General features: G+C 62.8%; 10 protein-coding genes. 3 read left to right on the top strand and 7 right to left on the bottom strand.

Annotated elements, in window-relative coordinates; all coding sequences use genetic code 11:
- Positions 1-58: 58 nt before the first annotated feature.
- Positions 59-1,327, bottom strand: a complete 1,269-nt coding sequence (fabF, locus tag AACY45_RS06385) for a beta-ketoacyl-ACP synthase II (RefSeq protein ID WP_339544674.1) — start codon at positions 1,325-1,327, stop codon at positions 59-61.
- 114 nt (positions 1,328-1,441) lie between these two features.
- Here fabF and AACY45_RS06380 point away from each other — a divergent pair, with 114 nt between their 5' ends.
- The gene (locus AACY45_RS06380; protein ID WP_339544673.1) at positions 1,442-1,933 is read left to right on the top strand and encodes a winged helix-turn-helix transcriptional regulator; all 492 of its coding nucleotides are present in this window, start codon (positions 1,442-1,444) and stop codon (positions 1,931-1,933) included.
- Positions 1,934-1,983: 50 nt separating this feature from the next.
- Here AACY45_RS06380 and AACY45_RS06375 read toward each other — a convergent pair whose 3' ends face one another.
- Together AACY45_RS06375 and AACY45_RS06370 are read right to left on the bottom strand one after the other, a co-directional pair.
- Positions 1,984-3,099: a right-handed parallel beta-helix repeat-containing protein gene (locus AACY45_RS06375; protein WP_339544672.1), complete on the bottom strand. Its 1,116-nt coding sequence runs from the start codon at positions 3,097-3,099 to the stop codon at positions 1,984-1,986.
- A gap of 135 nt (positions 3,100-3,234) precedes the next feature.
- Positions 3,235-3,723, bottom strand: a complete 489-nt coding sequence (locus tag AACY45_RS06370; RefSeq protein WP_339544671.1) for a hypothetical protein — start codon at positions 3,721-3,723, stop codon at positions 3,235-3,237.
- A gap of 420 nt (positions 3,724-4,143) precedes the next feature.
- Here AACY45_RS06370 and AACY45_RS06365 point away from each other — a divergent pair, with 420 nt between their 5' ends.
- Positions 4,144-11,667 carry a type I polyketide synthase gene (locus tag AACY45_RS06365; RefSeq protein ID WP_339544670.1) on the top strand — a complete coding sequence of 2,508 codons (7,524 nt, stop codon included), beginning with the start codon at positions 4,144-4,146 and terminating at the stop codon, positions 11,665-11,667.
- 22 nt (positions 11,668-11,689) lie between these two features.
- Complete coding sequence (locus tag AACY45_RS06360; RefSeq protein ID WP_339544669.1) at positions 11,690-13,042, top strand: aminotransferase class I/II-fold pyridoxal phosphate-dependent enzyme; 1,353 nt, start codon at positions 11,690-11,692, stop codon at positions 13,040-13,042.
- Between the two features lie 110 nt (positions 13,043-13,152).
- Here the strand turns inward: AACY45_RS06360 and AACY45_RS06355 are convergent, their stop codons facing one another.
- From AACY45_RS06355 to AACY45_RS06340, 4 genes are read right to left on the bottom strand one after another with little or no spacing between them, the layout of a single operon-like run.
- Entirely contained in the window at positions 13,153-13,383 is a 231-nt protein-coding gene (locus tag AACY45_RS06355; RefSeq protein ID WP_339544668.1) for a hypothetical protein, read from the bottom strand.
- Between the two features lie 9 nt (positions 13,384-13,392).
- Entirely contained in the window at positions 13,393-14,436 is a 1,044-nt protein-coding gene (locus tag AACY45_RS06350) for a phytanoyl-CoA dioxygenase family protein (RefSeq protein ID WP_339544667.1), read from the bottom strand.
- 3 nt (positions 14,437-14,439) lie between these two features.
- Entirely contained in the window at positions 14,440-16,566 is a 2,127-nt protein-coding gene (locus tag AACY45_RS06345; RefSeq protein ID WP_339544666.1) for a capsular polysaccharide biosynthesis protein, read from the bottom strand.
- Positions 16,563-17,141: a GNAT family N-acetyltransferase gene (locus AACY45_RS06340; protein ID WP_339544665.1), complete on the bottom strand. Its 579-nt coding sequence runs from the start codon at positions 17,139-17,141 to the stop codon at positions 16,563-16,565. Before AACY45_RS06340 ends, AACY45_RS06345 begins: the two co-directional genes overlap by 4 nt.

The following is a 17,141-nucleotide window of genomic DNA, read 5'->3' as shown; positions in this document are numbered from 1 at the left end:
GGCGGAAAACGCCGAGGGCGACCGCTAGGGTCGCCCTCGGTTGATCTTGTTTGTGTTCTTAAACCCAGCGCCGAAACAGTACGCTGGCATTCACCCCGCCAAACCCGAACCCATTAGACAGTGCATATTCCATCGGCATCTGCCGGGCTTCGCCGCGAACCAGGTCCAGGCCCTCGGCTGAGTTATCCGGCGCTTGTAGATTGAGGGTTGCCGGGGCCACTTGGTCGCGCAGCGCCAGGATGGCGAAGATCGCTTCGATGCCACCTGCAGCTCCCAGCAGGTGGCCAGTGGCGGATTTGGTGGCACTGATCGCCAGGCCGCTGTGGGTGCCGAACACCGCCTTGATTGCCGCCAGTTCGCCTTTGTCGCCGACCGGTGTCGAGGTGGCGTGGGCGTTTAGGTGCTGAACCTGGGACGCTTGTATGCCGGCCTGGCGCAGTGCTTGTTGCATGGCTCGGCGGGCACCGTCACCGTCTTCCGGGCCGGCAGTCATGTGGTAGGCATCGGCACTGGTGCCATAGCCCACCAGTTCGGCAATCGGCTTGGCGCCACGGGCCAGGGCGTGTTCCAGTTCTTCGATCACCAGCAGGCCGGCACCTTCACCCATGACAAATCCGTCGCGCGCTGCATCAAAGGGGCGAGAGGCCTGATCGGGTGTTTCGTTGTGATCGCTTGATAGCGCTCGTGCCGCTGCGAAGCCGGCCAGGCTGACCCGGTGAATGGCCGCTTCGGCCCCACCACAAACGGCAATGTCCACTTCCCCGGCGCGGATCATTCGCGCGGCGTCGCCTATGGCCTGCACGCCAGCGGCACAGGCCGTCACCGGAGCCCCAAGCGGCCCCTTGAGGCCGTGCTGGATTGAAACGTGGCCGGCGGCCATGTTGCTGAGGAAAGACGGGATGGTGAACGGCGACAGGCGACGCGGTCCCTTGCTGTCCGTGGTGCGTACGGCGTCGGCAATCGCCGGAAAGCCACCCACGCCCGAAGCGATGATGGTGGCAGTGCGCTCCTGTTGCTCGGCGGTCTGGGGCGCCCAACCAGCTTGTGCCAGGGCTTCATGGGCGGCTGCCAGGGCAAACAGAATAAAGCGATCCATTTTGCGCTGTTCTTTCGCCGCCAGCAGTTGGTCGGGGTCGAAGCCGGCCTCAGGGTCTTGAATGCGATCGGGAACCTGGCCGCCGATGCTGATCGGCAGGTCGCCAATCAGCGATTCGGGAAGTCGACGAATCCCGGATTGCCCCGCCAGCAGGCGCTGCCAAACCGGTTCGACTCCGCAGCCCAGTGGGGTCAATGCCCCCATGCCTGTGACAACAATACGTTTGCTCATGACGATCCAGCTCCTTCAGCTTTGTCGAGGATAGTGATATGTGGACGTTACTATCATCATGAAAGTAACATGCTGATGCGACAAATGCCCGGACGCATCACCCTAGGAGCCGTCATGCAACGTAAAACCCTGGTCCACGCCGAATGCCCGATCGCCCGCAGTCTGGAAAGGGTGGGCGAGTGGTGGAGCATCCTGATCATGCGTGACGCCTTGCATGGGTTGCGCCGATTCGACGAGTTTTCCCGCAGCTTGGACATTGCGCCGAACATGCTCACCCGTCGCTTGAATTCTTTGGTTGAGGACGGGTTGCTGGAGCGCCGTGCCTATAGTGAGCGGCCTTTGCGTTATGAATACGTGCCAACCGCTCGAGGGGAGGACTTTCGTGTGGTGCTCATGGCTTTTGTGGCGTGGGGGAATAGGCACTATGCGCCGGAAGGAGAGAGCGTGCAGATTGTCGAGCGTGAGACTGGCAGACCGGTGCAGTTGATGACGGCGGATATTGCTGACGGGCATTTGGTGCCATTGGCGCAATGCACGGTGCAGGCGGGGCCGGCGGCCAGCGCCGGCATGCGTCAGCGGATGGGTAATATGGCGGCTTCAGAGTAAAATTGAGTCTTTAGCCTGGTTATTCTGTTGGAGAGTGGTAGAGATACAATCTAATTACTGCATTCTTCATAGTTATTGTTGACTATCCGGTTGCCCGTGGTTGCGGCACCGGTAAGTCGTGCTTTCATCGTTGTTGGCTCGGTGATCCAGTTGCTGGTGGTGTCTGCTCGGTTGTTGGTAATTGTATTGTTGTTGCCCTCGACTCTTATGTAAGCTTTATTTTTACAGAATACATTGTTTTCAATAGTATTGTGGTCTGCGTAATCTTGGAAATATCTTCCCGCTGGGTCAAGTGGTTTGTCCCCGCAGTAACTTTTTTGTAAGTTTACGCTCTGGCGTGATGCTATCCATATTCCGACTTTTTCGTTGGTGAAAGTATTGTTTTTTATTATATTGTCATTGCTGGGCTGCCATCTGATGACGGATCTCCCTGTGCTGTATTTTTCGCCGCAATTTTTATAGAGATATATGCCACCGGCCAAGTTACTGATGAATTTGTTGTCCTTGATCAGATTTCCGGCAGAAGAGTCAATGGCCAGGCCCTCTCGCTGGCCACTGTTTGGGGCGTTCGACTCGCCATTGTCTTTGATGAGGTTGTTAAGTATGTTGTTGTTCCGAGAGCTTTGCTCTAAGTAAATTCCAACTCCCTTGGATCTCAGTATAGTGGAGTTTTTTAAGGTCGAGTTTGTTACGTAGCTGTGAAAGAAGACTCCAACACCACCAGTGTCCTCTATATTTACATTGTCGAGGGTTATCTGGGTTGGGCTAATCTGATAGTTTCTTATTTGATTTTCGGTGCGTTTGTAGTCTGGAATTCCTGAGGTAATTAATATGCCTTGTGATTTAAAGTTTTTTACGATGCAGTTTTTTACGGTGACATTGCTTAGTGGGTTGCCTTGGCTGGTTATTAGTATTCCTATTTTTCTGGTGAGCTGACCATCCAGAGTTGCGCCTTTGCAATCTATGTTGGTGTTTGAGTTGTTGATGGTGATGGTCTGATTGTATGTGCAGCTTTGGTCAAGCGTTAAGTTTCCGTTCAGGTTTCCCGAATTTGGAAGTTGGCATGTTCGGTTTTCTTGTGCGTTTGACGGAAAGCACCATGCGATGCCTATCGCTGTAATGACTACCCTTGATAGTTCTAGTTTGTTAGGTGTTGGAATTTTCATGCGTTTGCCTCAAGTGTCCGTAAGTGCGCTATGCAGTGATCGGGTATAGGATCGCTGTTTTTTAGGTAAATTCACCATTGCAGAAGGAAGTTGGTGTTGACTGAGGCAAATGCATTAGTGGAAGATCCAATCTCCTTAAAGCCCCAACCCCTCTTCAACAATCCACATCAAATTCTCCTCATTCCACGCCACCGCAGCCATGGCAGCCTGCCCCAGCGGTGGAATCTTCTGCAGGTGCCATTGCGACTCGCCGTGTTCGTCCGTGCTACGCAGGATGCGGTAATTTTTACTGGTTAGGTGAATCTCGATCAGCCCCTCGGCATTGGGGCTGAAGCGGGCGATCGGGTCGAAGGTAATGGTTCGATCAAGGGCTTCGAGCAGTAGTTGATCGACGGCGTAGTTGTACGTGGTGCCGCTTGGGTGGCGCTCGTACACGTGGGTGGAGTTGCGGCGGATGCCGAGACCGGCTTCGCTCAAGGGGGTCAGCCAGGATTCGATCTGCAGGTACAGTTCGTTGACCTGGGTCGGCCAATGATCGATCGCGGTATCGGTGCTGATTTCTGTCTCATTGGTACGTTCCAGGCGCTGCTTCAGTTTTACGGCCAGTTCATCTGCTGTTGTCATGTTGATTGCCTCCCTTGGTGTCTTTTGAATGGTAGTCAAATCTGGTGGTTTTTGGGGTGCGGGCCGGCGTAGCAAAAGCTAGGGGGGCGGCAGGGGGTGGCCTATCGACAGTATGTAGTCCGGTGTGCTGCGGGCTTTTGCTGATGTGAACCAATTCGAACATTTAACCCGGCAACTGTCGCTTAGGGTTTTCCCTGGCCGTCGAGACCGCGTATTATTCCCACAAATATGTCTGAAGATTTCCTACGTGTAACCGTTAGGTCATCAGCCTTGCGCCTATGTGTGCTATGCAAGGCAACCTCCAGATAGGAAAGATTCTCCTCAGGTGACGTTTAGCGACTTGCCAAAAAATATATCGGCCAGGCATGCGGCTGTCCGCAGGATGGGGCGGTGTCCGGTAGCGTTTTAAAGGAATGGGTTTTGACAAAGCGTAGACAGGTAGCAATTGTTGGTTGTTCTTTTCGTTTCCCCGGTTCCACAACCAGCAGTTTCTGGCAGAACCTGATGACGGGGCAGGACCTGGTGACCCAGGTTGATGCCTCGCGCTGGGACCATGCCGAGTTCCTGCATCCGGACAAGGCCAACCCTGCCACCAGCTACACCTTTGCCGCCGGGACCCTGGGCGACATCAGTGCGTTCGACGCGGGCTTCTTCAATATTTCGCCCCGTGAAGCCGCGGTGATGGACCCCCAGCAGCGGATACTGCTGGAGATGTGCTGGGAAACCTTCGAGAACGCCGGCGTCAAGCCGTCGAGCCTGCGTGGCAGTAACTGCGGGGTGTACCTGGGTATCGCTGGCGTCGAGCAGGCCTATCGCCTGGTGGAAGACCTGGCCTCGATCGATGCGGCCACCGCCACCGGCAATACCATGAGCATTGCCGCCAACCGTCTGTCCTTCTTCTATGACCTGCGCGGGCCGAGCATGGCCATCGATACCGCTTGTTCGTCGTCTCTGGTGGCCTTCCACCAGGCCTGCCAGGCGATTATCAGCGGTGATATCGACCAGGCCGTGACGGGCGGTATCAGCCTGCACATGCACCCCTTCGGTTTCATGATTTTCGCCAAGGCCTCGATGCTCTCGCGCACCGGGCGTTGCCAAGCGTTCGATCAGCGCGGCGACGGTTATGCGCGCTCCGAGGGCGGTGGTCTGTTCCTGCTCAAGGATTACGATCAGGCGCTGGCCGATGGCAACCCGATTCTTGCGGTGGTCGCCGCCAGTGCGGTCAACACCGATGGTCGCAAATCGAGCCTGACCTTGCCGAGTGCCGATGCACAAGCGGCGCTGCTCAAGCGCACTTATGCCAAGGCCGGGATCGATCCGTCGCAGCTCGACTACCTGGAAGCCCACGGCACGGGCACGGCCGTCGGCGACCCGATTGAGACCCGCGCTATCGGTGAAGCCCTGGGCCAGGCCCGGAAGGCCGGCAACCCGTTGCCGATCGGTTCGATCAAGAGCAACCTCGGTCACCTTGAGGCAGCCTCCGGCGCTGCTGGTTTGATGAAGGCTCTCAACTGCCTGATCGAGCGGGAAGTGCCGGCGACTATCGGCATTGAAGAACTCAACCCGGCTATCCCGTTTGCCGACCTGAACCTGCAGGTGGTCACCGAGAGCCGTGCGCTGAAAGCCGAAGGACAACTGACCATCGGTATCAACTCCTTCGGTTTTGGTGGTGCCAACGCGCACGTGATCCTGCAAAGCGCCGAGCCGCTGCCGGCGTCCACCACGGCGGGCAGCACCCGGCGTGTGCCGCTGCTGCTCAGCGCCAAGGATGCCGAGGGCCTGCGCGCCACGGCCGAGGGCTTTGCCGAGTACCTGGCCGCCCACCCGCAGAGCAATTATTACGATGTGGCCTACCAGGCCATGTTCCGTCGCGATGCCCATCCCCATCGTTTGCTGTTGATCAGCGCCGACCCGGCCGAGGCCGCGCAGGCACTGGCCGACTATGCCCAGGACCCGAGCCTCAGCGAGCTGAGTTCGGTGCTTGAGGTGGGCCAGGCACTGGATAAAGTCCAGGGCCCGGTGTTCGTGTACTCCGGCAATGGTTCGCAATGGCAAGGCATGGGTCGGGCGATGCTTGGCCATCCGGTGTTCGAGGCCGCGGTGGCGGAAGTCGATGCACTGTTCCAGCCGCTGGGTGGCTATTCGTTGCGCGCCGAACTGCTGGGCGAAAATGGCGAGGGGCGTTATGCCCGCACCGAGATCGCACAACCGGCCTTGTTCGCCCTGCAAGTAGCGGTAACCCGCGTACTGGCAGCCCAGGGTTTCCATCCGGCGGCGGTGATCGGCCACAGCGTGGGCGAAGTCGCCGCGGCCTGGGCCAGCGGTGCGCTGAGCCTGGAAGACGCGACCCAGGTCATCTTCCATCGCAGCCGTTTGCAAGGGCTGACCCGCGGCACCGGGAAAATGGCGGCCGTTGGCCTCTGTGGTGAGGCCACGACCAGCCTGTTGGCGGAACTGGGTCTAGACGGTCGGGTGGTTCTGGCCGGCGAAAACAGTGCGCGGGGCGCTACGGTGGCCGGCCCTGTCGAGGCGCTCGCCGAGCTTGAGCAGGCCCTGACCGAGCGCCAGGTATTTGTCCGTGTGCTGGACCTGGACTACGCCTTCCACTCCCCGGCGATGAACCCGATCGAGCAGCAAGTGATTGCCGATCTGGCGCACATCCGTCCGCGCAGTGCGAAGATCCCGTTTTACTCCACGGTGGTCGGCGGCGAGTTGGACGGTCAACGTCTGGACAGCCGCTACTGGTGGCAGAACATTCGCTTCCCGGTACTGTTCCAGGGTGCGATGGACGGGCTGGTAGGGCAGGGCTTCAACCTGTTCGTCGAAGTCGGTCCGCATCCGATCCTGCGCTCCTACGTCACCGATGCCCTGACCCAGCGCGAGCTGTCCGGTCAGGTGCTCGCCACCTTGCTGCGCAAGGACGACAGTCCGGCACTGCTTGAGCGCTGCGTGGCGCGGCTGTTGATCGCCGGTGCCGAGCCGGATTGGCAACAACAATTCCCGGTGGCCGGCAGCAACCTGCGCCTGCCCAACTACGCTTGGCAGCGCGAGCGTTTTGAATTGCCGGTCAGTGCCGAGTCGTTCGGCGTGCTGCAGCGCGAGCGTGTGCACCCCTTGCTGGGCTACCCGCTGGCCGACCGGGCGCTGACCTGGGAAAACCGTCTCGACACGCAACTGTTCCCCACCCTGGCTGACCACAAGGTCGGTGAAGCGGTGTTGTTCCCTGGTGCCGGTTTCACCGAGCTGGCACTGGCGGTGGCCTTGCTGCACCAGCCGGGCGAGTTCGTCGACATCGAAGAGCTGGAGATTCACAACCCACTGTTGCTCGGCAACGAAGGCAGCAAGAAGATCCGCGTCAACATCGAGGACGCCGACGGCACCCTGCGGATCACCTCGCGCAGCCTGGCCCAGCGTGAAGAGTGGGTCCAGCACGTGGTCGCGCGCCTGCCCGGCGAAGCCCGTGGCGTACTGCTTGGCACGCGTGCGCCGGCCCTGCCACAGCGCCCGGCGGATTTCACCGGCGAACAGCATCTGGCACTCACCCGTGCGGTGGGTTTGAACTATGGCCCGGCCTATCAAACCGTGGCGGCGGTGTGGGTCGAACCGGCACACATCCTTGCGCAATTGAGCGTTCCCGACGCCATCAGCCAGGAGCTGGCGACCCTGCACCTGCACCCGGCGTTGCTCGACGGCGCGTTCCAGCTGATCACCGAATTGCTGGTGGGTCAGCCGGGCAGCAACAAGGGTCTGGCGTTCATCCCGGTCAAGCTGGGGCGTATTGCATTTGCCAAGGCCGGCGGTGTGCCGTGCCTGGCCCAAGTGCGTCAGCACAAGCGTACCGAGCATTCGTTGCTGGTGGATTTCACCCTGTACGACGCCAGCGGCGCAGCGGTGCTGTTCATCAAGGACGCACGTTTCCGTGGCGTGCGCCTGCAACGCGACCGCTCCCATGACATCAAGCGCCTGGCCCACGTTGGCCTTGCCGCGCCAGGTCAGGTGGTGCCCGTGCGGCGTGCAGCCAGCAGCGCCACGCCGCTGGTAGCACACTTTCAGGGTCTGGCCGATGAGCCGGTGCAGCAGCGTTACCTCAATGAAGTCGAGCCGCTGCTCGATGCCCTCTGCGCGAGTTTCGTGCAGGACCTGATCGAGCAGGCAGGTGGCCGCTTGAGCGCCGAACAGGTCGCACTGTGGTCCCAGCAGGACGGTGTGCCGAGCGATTATCTGTCGACCTTGCTGCGTCAGGGCCTGGAAGACGGCAGCTTGAATTGCGATGCCGACGGCCACTGGTGCGTCGCCGAGGCGGGCGAGCGTCCGGCTTCCGAGGCCATCTGGCAGGAGTTGTTCCAGAGCTATCCGGAGCACTTCCAGATCATCCATTCGGTGGGCCGCATCGGTCGCCACCTGCTGTCCCTGCTCGACGCTCGCCAAACCCTGGAGCAGTTGCTGCCACGGGAAACCAGCGGTGCCAATCTGTCGCGCCTGGTGCTGGGGGCCGCGGGTCAGCAGCGCCTGCTCGCCGGCCTGCGCGAAACCCTGGCCCAGCGCCTCGCCGCGTTGCCGGCCGGGCAACGCCTGCGGGTGCTGGAATTTGGTTTTGGTGGCTCATCCTTTGCCGAGTCCCTGTACGCCGGGATCGATTTCGATCGCGTCGACTACAGCTACTGCGTGGCGGAACCGGAGCTGGTGCAGATGCTGGGCGATGATTGCCCGGCACTGCAGGTCATCGATTTTGAGCAACTGAGCAGCGCCGCAGGGTACGACTGGGTGCTGTTGCCGTCCGATCTGGCGGCCCTGGACAGCATCGGCGAAGCGCTGCGCCAGGCAGCCAGCCACCTCAACCCGCACGGGCAGTTGGCCGTGCTGGCGCAACACCCGACGCGCTGGGCCGACTTCGTGTTCGGCGCCCAGGCCGACTGGTGGCTGGCGGGGCCGGAGCAGGCGTTGTCGCGTCAGCAGCGTCCGCAGTTTTGGCTGCATGAGTTGCAGCGTCACGGCCTGAGTGTCAGCCACACCCTGGAAGCACTGCCGGGCAATGCCTGCGGCAGTTACCTGCTGCTGGCTGGCCATGGCGCGAGTGTCGCGGCCACTTCGGTCGAGATCGCCGTGCAGCGCTGGGCGTTGCTGGCCGACGCCGGGCGGGCGGCCGCCGAGCAACTGGCCCAGGCCCTGCGTGAGCAAGGCCAGCAGGTCAGCCTGCTGCAGCCGGGCGATGCCCAGGCCTTGGCGCAGCAACTCGCCGCGCTGGACCAAGCGCCCGAGCACGTGTTGCACCTGGCCGGCTTTGACAGCAGCCAAGGGCTGGATGGCCAGGGCGAGCGCTGCATGCTGGCTGCTGCGCTGGTCCAGGCCTGCGAGTCGCTGGGTATCGCACCGCAGTGCTGGCTGCTGACCCGTGGCGCGGCCGGTCACCTGTACGCTGCCGACCACGGCAGCGATGTCGATGCGATTGCCGATGCGGCGTTCTGGGGCTTCGGCCGCACCCTGGCGAACGAGTCCGCCAGTTGCCGCATCCGTCTGCTCGACCTGGCCGACGCTGCACCTGTCGCCAGCCTGATCCCGGCCCTGTTGCATGCCGACGCCGAGACCGAAGTGGCGATCAGCGCCGACGGCCAGCGTTATGTGCCGCGCTTGCGCGTCCTGCACGAACAAAACGGTGCCAGTGCTGACGGCAACACGCGCATCAGCCTGGGCTTCGACCTGCCGGGGCAACTGCGCAACCTGCGCTGGGAAGCCCGTGAGCTGACCGCGCCGGCGGCGGACGAACTGGACATTGAAGTGCGCGCCACCGGCCTGAACTTCCGTGACGTGATGTTTGCCCTCGGCCTGTTGTCCGACGAAGCCATCGAAAACGGCTTCTCCGGGCCGACCATGGGCTTTGAGTTTTCCGGTGTGGTCCACGGCAAAGGGTCTGCCGTGTTCGGCGATTTCGTCCCGGGCGACCGTGTGGTGGGCTTCGGTCCGCGCAGTTTCGCCAACCGCCTGGTGACCAACGCCAACGCCGTGGCGCGCATCCCTGAAGGCATGTCCTTCGAGGCCGCTGCGACCATTCCAAGTACCTTCTTCACCGTGTACTACGCGCTGCATCATCTGGCGCGCCTGGAGCCGGGCGAGAAGGTGCTGATCCACGGCGCCGCCGGTGGCGTCGGGATTGCCGCGATCCAGATCGCCAAGTGGTGCGGTGCGCAAATTTATGCCACCGCCGGCAGCGACGAGAAGCGCGACTTCCTGCGTCTGCTGGGGGTCGACAAGGTCTTTGATTCGCGTTCCCTGGCCTATGCCGACGAAGTGCTGGCGATGACCGACGGGCGTGGCGTCGATGTGGTGCTCAACTCTCTGGCTGGCGAAGCGATCAACCGCAACTTCCAGGTGCTCAAGCCGTTCGGCCGCTTCCTTGAGCTGGGCAAGCGCGACTTCTACCAGAACACCCGCATTGGCCTGCGTCCGTTCCGCAACAACATCAGCTACTTCGGTATCGACGCCGACCAGTTGATGAGTGAGCGTCCAGACCTGACCCGACGTCTGTTCGGGCAAATGATGGAACTGTTCGAGCAAGGCATCCTGCACCCGTTGCCGTTCCGCGAGTTCGACGCCAACCACGTGACCGAGGCCTTCCGCTACATGCAGCAGGCGCGGCAGATCGGCAAGATCGTGGTGACCTATGGCAACCCGATCGAACGCCTGGTGGAAACTCGCGAACAGCCGGTGCAGTCGTTGCAACTCAGCGCCGAGGCGACCTACCTGGTGACCGGTGGCCTGGGCGGCTTCGGCCTGCGCACGGCACAGTGGCTGGTGGACAAGGGCGCGCGGCACCTGGTGCTGCTCGGCCGTCGTGGCCCGGCCAGTGTCGAGGCGCAGCCGTGCCTGGCGGCCTGGCAGACCCAGGGCATCGACGTGCAAGCGCTGGCCTGTGACATCACCGATGTGATGCAGGTGCGCGGCGTGTTCGAGCGGATTGCCGCCAGCCCGTACCCATTGCGTGGCCTGGTGCATGCGGCGACGGTGATCGACGACAGTCTGATTCGTAACCTTGATGCCGAACAACTGCAGCGTGTGCTGGAGCCCAAGGCCAAGGGCGCGCAATACCTGCATGAGCTGACCCGCGAATTGCCGTTGGACTTCTTCGTGATGTTCTCCTCGGCGACCACCCTGTTCGGCAACCCGGGCCAGGCCAACTACGTGGCCGCCAACTATTGGCTCGAAGCGTTGGCTCGGCATCGTCGTGGTCACGGCCTGGCTGCCACCGCCGTGCTCTGGGGGGCGATCGACGACGTTGGCTTCCTGGCGCGCAACGAGCAGATCAAGGATGCGCTGCAAAGTCGCATGGGTGGCGCCGCGTTGCGCGCCGAAGTGGCGCTGGCGCACCTGGAGCAGATGCTGCTCAAGGGTGACGACGGGATCGGCGTGCTGGAGCTGGAGTGGAAAGCGTTATCGCGCTTCCTGCCGAGCGCTGCGACCCCGCGCTTCGTCGAACTGGTGCGCGCCCACGGCGGCGACCAGGACGACGATAACGACGCCGAAAACATCCAGCGCATGCTTGCCGAGCTGGATGACGAGCAACTGCTGGAGCGTTTCGTCGAACTGCTCAAGCACGAAGTCTGCGAGATCCTGCGCTTGCCGGCCGCACGCCTGGACACCCAGCGTCCGCTGCAGGAGCTGGGTCTGGACTCGCTGATGAGTGTCGAGTTGGTGGTGGCGCTGGAAGAACGCTTCGGTATTCGTCTGCCGGTGATGGAACTCAGTGAAAGTTCCAGCATCGATAAGCTCAGCGTGCGCATCCTTGACCTGCTGCGTGGCGAAGCGGGGGCCAATGAAGTTGCGGCACCTGCCGCCCTGGCAGAAAACGTTTTGGCCCGCCACGGCAGTGAATTGAGCCGTGAGCAAATGGCCGAGCTGAACGCCGAACTGGCCGACAGCGCTGCGACACCTAACCGTCTGATTGAGTGATGTTTGATTGAGTGATAGTGCGATGACTGCAAAAACGCCCACCGGCCTGAGTGTCGGGATCAAGCAACGGTTGATCCAGCAAGCGCTGGAGCGCCGTCGCAGCGAAGCGGGCGACGCGGCCGGCGGTGCCACCCTGGAGCAGGCGCAACAGGCGGCGCTGAAGGTGCCGGAAGCGTTTTATCGCTTCGACCAGCACCCCGGTTATCAGCAGTTGCGCGTGATGCAGCAGGGCGCGGCGCGCCTGGGCCTGAGCAGTCCGTTCTTTCGTTTGCACGAAGGCCTGGCGGGCGCCGAGACCTGCATCGGTGCCCGGGAATACGTCAACTTCGCCAGCTACAACTACCTCGGCTACTCCGGTCACCCGGCAGTGGCCGAGGCGGCCAAGGCCGCCATCGACCGTTACGGCACCTCGGTGTCGGCCAGCCGGCTGGTGTCCGGCGATCGTCCGCTGCACCGCGAGCTGGAGCGTGAGTTGGCCAATCTGTACGAGGTCGACGATGCGATCGTGTTCGTCAGCGGCCATGCCACCAACGTCACCACCATCGGCCATCTGTTCGGCCCCCGTGACCTGGTGTTGCACGACGAGCTGATCCACAACAGTGTCCTGCAAGGCATTCAGTTGTCCGGCGCGCGACGCTTGAGCTTCGCCCACAACGACTGGCAGGCCCTGGACCGGATTCTCGGTGAGCAGCGTCAGCACTTCGAGCGGGTGCTGGTGGTGGTCGAAGGCATCTACAGCATGGACGGCGACTACCCGGACCTGCCGCGCTTCGTCGAACTCAAGCGCAAGCACAAAATCTTCCTGATGGTCGATGAGGCGCATTCGCTGGGGGTGATGGGGGCGACCGGCAAAGGTATTCGCGAACACTTCGACCTGGCCGGGGATGACGTCGATATCTGGATGGGCACGCTGAGCAAGACCCTCGCCAGTTGCGGGGGCTACATTGCCGGCAACACGGCGTTGGTCGAGCACCTGAAGTTCCTCGCCCCAGGCTTCCTCTACAGTGTCGGCATGCCGCCTTCGGTGACGGCTTCGGCCCTGGCAGCGTTGCGTTGCCTGGCCAACGACCGTGAGCGGGTGCAGACGGTGCAGGCGCGAGGTGAGCTGTTCCTGCGCCTGGCCAAGGCCGCTGGCCTGAACACCGCCACCAGCACCGGCCTGGCCGTGATCCCGGTGATCACCGGCAGTTCGTTCAAGGCCGGACGGCTGTCCAGCGCCTTGTTCGATCGCGGCATCAACGCCCAGCCGATCCTTTACCCGGCGGTTCCTGAGCACGTCGCACGGGTGCGTTTCTTTGTCTCGTGTGAGCACACTGAAGAGCAAATCACCCAGACCGTGGCCATCGTCGCCGAAGAGCTGGCCAAGATCGGTTGACCCCAGGCGGCAACGGCCATCACCCGCTATTCAGCGGCAATCACGAACCCGTGGGAGCGAGCTTGCTCGCGATGATCCAGAGAGCGCCGCGTTCATCCTGAATGCCCGCGTCATCGTTGACGTCCATCGCGAGCAAGCGGAGCGCCGCCCGGCTCGCTCCCACGGGGTTTGGTGTCGTTCACACATTGTGGTTTGAACACATTCACTGTAGGAGCGAGCTTGCTCGCGATGATCCAGAGAGCGCCGCGTTCATCCTGAATGCCCGTGTCATCGTTGACGTCCATCGCGAGCAAGCTCGCTCCTACAAAGTGAACACCTTCATTGAAGGTGTTGGCCAGCAAGCCGCTGTCTCAGATGTACGGCTTTTCGTAGGCGTTGAGCTGTTCGATGAAGCGCCAGTGGCTGCGTTTGTCGAAGCCCATCAGGCGCTTGAGGCGGATGTCCCAGCGCATGTGGTGGTTGGCGATCCACGGCAGGGCGAACAGGTGGGCGCCGCGCCAGGGGATGAACGGGTTGCGGCGCAGGCTGGCGTAGATTTCCACGCGATGGCTGGGGCGCAGGCTCGGGCAGCGGGCGTGGAAGCCCGAGGTGTCGGCCACCACCAGGGTGTTGGCCGGCACCGAGAAGCGCCGTGGTGCCGGCAGGCCCAGTTCGGCCAATTCGTGTTCATGAATGCGGAATGAGCCCTCGCGGTGCATCTGCTCGTGGGAGCGTGCCGCGCCGAGGCTTTGGCGATATTCCCAGGCCAGGCGCTCCGGCGTCAGACGATGGGAGCCGGGTACGTAACTGAACGGCCCCTGGTCGTCGGCCACATCATCGAGAAACAACCAGGCCTTGGCGGTTGGATGGAAGGTGTCGGCGTGCAGACGGGTTTGCGGGTCCTGCTCGGCGTTCACCCCATCGATCACGATCGACTGCAATTGATAGGTGATGCCGCCGGTGTTCGACGAGGCGTAGGCGATCAGGTCGCGCACGCTACGGTCGGCGACAAAGGCGGCGCTGGCCGGGTTCTTCGCCAGCACGTCCTGGTCGAGGCTGACCCGGCGGGTCACCGCTTTACCCTGGCGCATTTCCCAGCCGGTGCTGCGCAGCTCGCCCAGTTCAGCGCGCAAGGCCGCAAACTGCTCGGCGGGCAGGGCGTTCTCGCGCACGAAAAAACCCTGCTCTTCGAAGCTCGCCAGTTCTGCGCTATCCAGCCGCGGCGCCAGGGCCCGGCGACGCATGGCGGCCATGCTCATGGCCAACTGTCGGCGCTGTACGTGCAAGCCCAGGGCGTTGAGCCGGGCGCTGCCCAGCACCGGGTTGTTCTCGAACGATTTGGCGTGGGTCAGCAATTGCAGGCAATGCCAGGGAAGCGCCGCGTAGCGGCCAAGATCCTTCAGTGATGCAGGCATGGTCTAGTCCTTGAGTGGAACCGCTGCACGGTCGCAGCCGAGCATGGTCCGGGTGTAGTTACGCAGCGGCAGCAGACGCGCAGGGAGCGTCAGGCGCGGCGGCCTTGGGGTCGACAGGCATGTCAGGGCATGCCAGGCATCGCAGGGCAAAGCTTGCTGGAGGTCGGCATAGCGCGCATAGCGCAACAGGGCGCCGGCTACCAACTGGTCCAGGGTCAGGCGCCGGGTACGGCGCGGCAAAGGCTGCTGGTCACGGGTCAGGCCCCAACCGGCATAAAACGGGGTGCCGTAGGTCACCACGATCAGTCCCCGCAGCAACGCTTCGAAACCGGCGGTGGAGCTGAGGGTGTGCACTTCATCGACTTGCCCATACAAACGGGCGATATCGATCCCCGGCAGCACCTGGTCCGCCAGGCCCAGGAGGCGATCGGTCGACACCGCGCCATGGCGCTTGCCGGCTTCGACATCCGGATGCGGTTTGTAGACGATCCAGGCATCGGGAGCGTTGAGTCGTACCTGTTGCAGTAACTCGAAATTGTTGTGCAGTGCGCCGCCGCTGCAGCGCAGCGAGGCATCGTCCTCCACTTGGCCGGGCACCAGGATCCGACGCTGGCCGGGGCGGGCACCCACCTGGCCAGCCAGGTCACTCTCGAGGTTGAACTTGCTGGCCCCCAGGGCCACGATCCGCTCGCGCAGGCGCGCGGCCTCGGCCAGGGTGGCCGCATCGAACTCCCCGTGCTCGAGCAGCGACTCCAGGTCGCTGGTGGAGCTGGCATCGAAGTGCATGCCACTGCGGTCGAGCACCAGCGACAGGGCTGGGGCATTGAGGGCGCCGAGCCCGTTGGAGCGCAGAAAGCCGTCTTCAATCCGCCACAGTGGCACCCCGTGCTCGCTGGCGCGAGCCTTGAGATCGGCCGGTTCGCGCGCCGCCCAGACCAGCAGCTTGCCACCTTTGGCCGCGACTTCCGGGACCAGGGTCGGGCGGTCTTCGGCGAATGCCAGGCGGCCCCAGCGACTGCTGAAAAAACGTCGCACGTTGTGCTGTTTGTGACGCTTGACCCCCAGCACCGTGAAGTCCCCGGCAAACTCGCTATCCCGGGCCTTCTGCCGCGCCAGTTGATGGGCCACGGTCAGGGCGTCGGTGGGCTGGCTGGTCAATGGGTCGACGTAGCGGCAGTAGCGCACATAGGCTGCCGCCACCAATTGCACCAGGTCCGGCCGCGCCTGACGGCGGGGGATCGGCATGCGGTCGTCGGTCAGGCCCCAGCCGGCATAGAACGGCAGGCCGAAGCAGGTGACCGGCACCCCCTGGATCAAGGCCTCCAGTCCCGCCTGGCTGGTGCCGATGTAGACTCGCCGGGCCCGTCGGGCCAACGAGGCCCAGGACACCGGCCGCGCTTCCAGGGTGACGCCGCGCTCAGTGGCGGCAGCCAGCAGGCAACTGGGCTTCTGGCCGCCGACGCAGTCCGGGTGAATGCGTACGCGCACCTCGGCGTCGGGGTTTTCCGCCAGGGCGGCGTCGAGCATGCGCACGTAGTCCGCCTCGCACAAACCGCCACCGGGGATCGAATAGTCGCCGGCCGTCTGGTCCACCACCAGCACCAATGGGCGCTCGCGGCCCAAGGGGTCATTCGGGTCGAGGTCCGGGGCATTGTTGTACTTGCCAATGCCACTGCTGCGCATCAGGGCGATCAGTTGTCGTGCGCTGTCCAGCTCTGCAGCGCTCAGGCTGGTCGGATCCTGGAGGATGTTTTCCAGCAGCGAAGGGCGGTCGGCCAGGTAGTGGATGCCCACCGGATCGACCACCAGGGACATCGGGGTGTCACCCTCGATGCCCAGCGACGAGGAGCGCAGGAAGCCGTCCTCGATGGCGATGTAGGGCAGGCCCCAGCGTTTACAGAGTACCCGTGCCTGGGCGGAGGAGTCCTTGTAGCCGATCCCGGCAATGGCCTTCAGGCCTTTGGGCGCACGCCGCCCACGGCGCCACAACCAGAAGGGCGAACCTTCTGGCCCGAGAAATTGCGGCAAGTGCAGGACGTTCCAGGCCACCCACTGTTGCAGGATGCCGATCCAGCCGGGGCCTTCCACCAGCGGCGCCAGCTGGATCGGTGGCGATTCGAGACCGTTCAAAGGACCGCCTCCACGTGTCGCTGCATGCTGCGCACCGGCGGCCAAGGCACCCAGCGCTTGCGCAGCAGGCGGAAGCCGTTATGCAGGTAAAGCGCCCGCGCCCGCTCGTTGTCCAGCGGCACTTCCAGGAACACTTCCGGGAAACCACTGGCCTTAGCCTGTTGGCAACAGGCCTGGACCAGGGCTGAGCCGATGCCATGGTTGCGTGCCGACTTGCTCACCCGCAGGCCGTACAGTAAGAACGGATAACGCCACTCCCGCAGTTCGCTCAAGCAGAACCCGGCAAACCGTAGCCAGCCCATCAGCCAGCCGAACTCACGGATAAAGGGTTGCGGGCGCAGCGCAAAGGGGCCGCGCAGGTGATGTTTGAACGCGACATAGCCCACGGCGCTCTCGTCCTCAAAGGCCAGTAACACCCGGTCCCAGTGGATGCTGGTGCCGAGCAGGCGCTCGCGGCAGGCGTTGTCACCGATCAGGAATGCCAGGGAGCCGCGCCCACCCGTGACCAGGCGCGCCAGCCGCGTATCCGCCAGCGTCTCAGGTGTCAGGTCGCTGCCCAGGACGATCGTGGCCAC

It is taken from the genome of Pseudomonas sp. RA_35y_Pfl2_P32 (assembly GCF_963970735.1).
Classification (GTDB): domain Bacteria; phylum Pseudomonadota; class Gammaproteobacteria; order Pseudomonadales; family Pseudomonadaceae; genus Aquipseudomonas.
The sequence above is the reverse complement of the archived record's forward strand: the minus strand, read 5'-3'. Positions and strand labels throughout refer to the sequence as shown.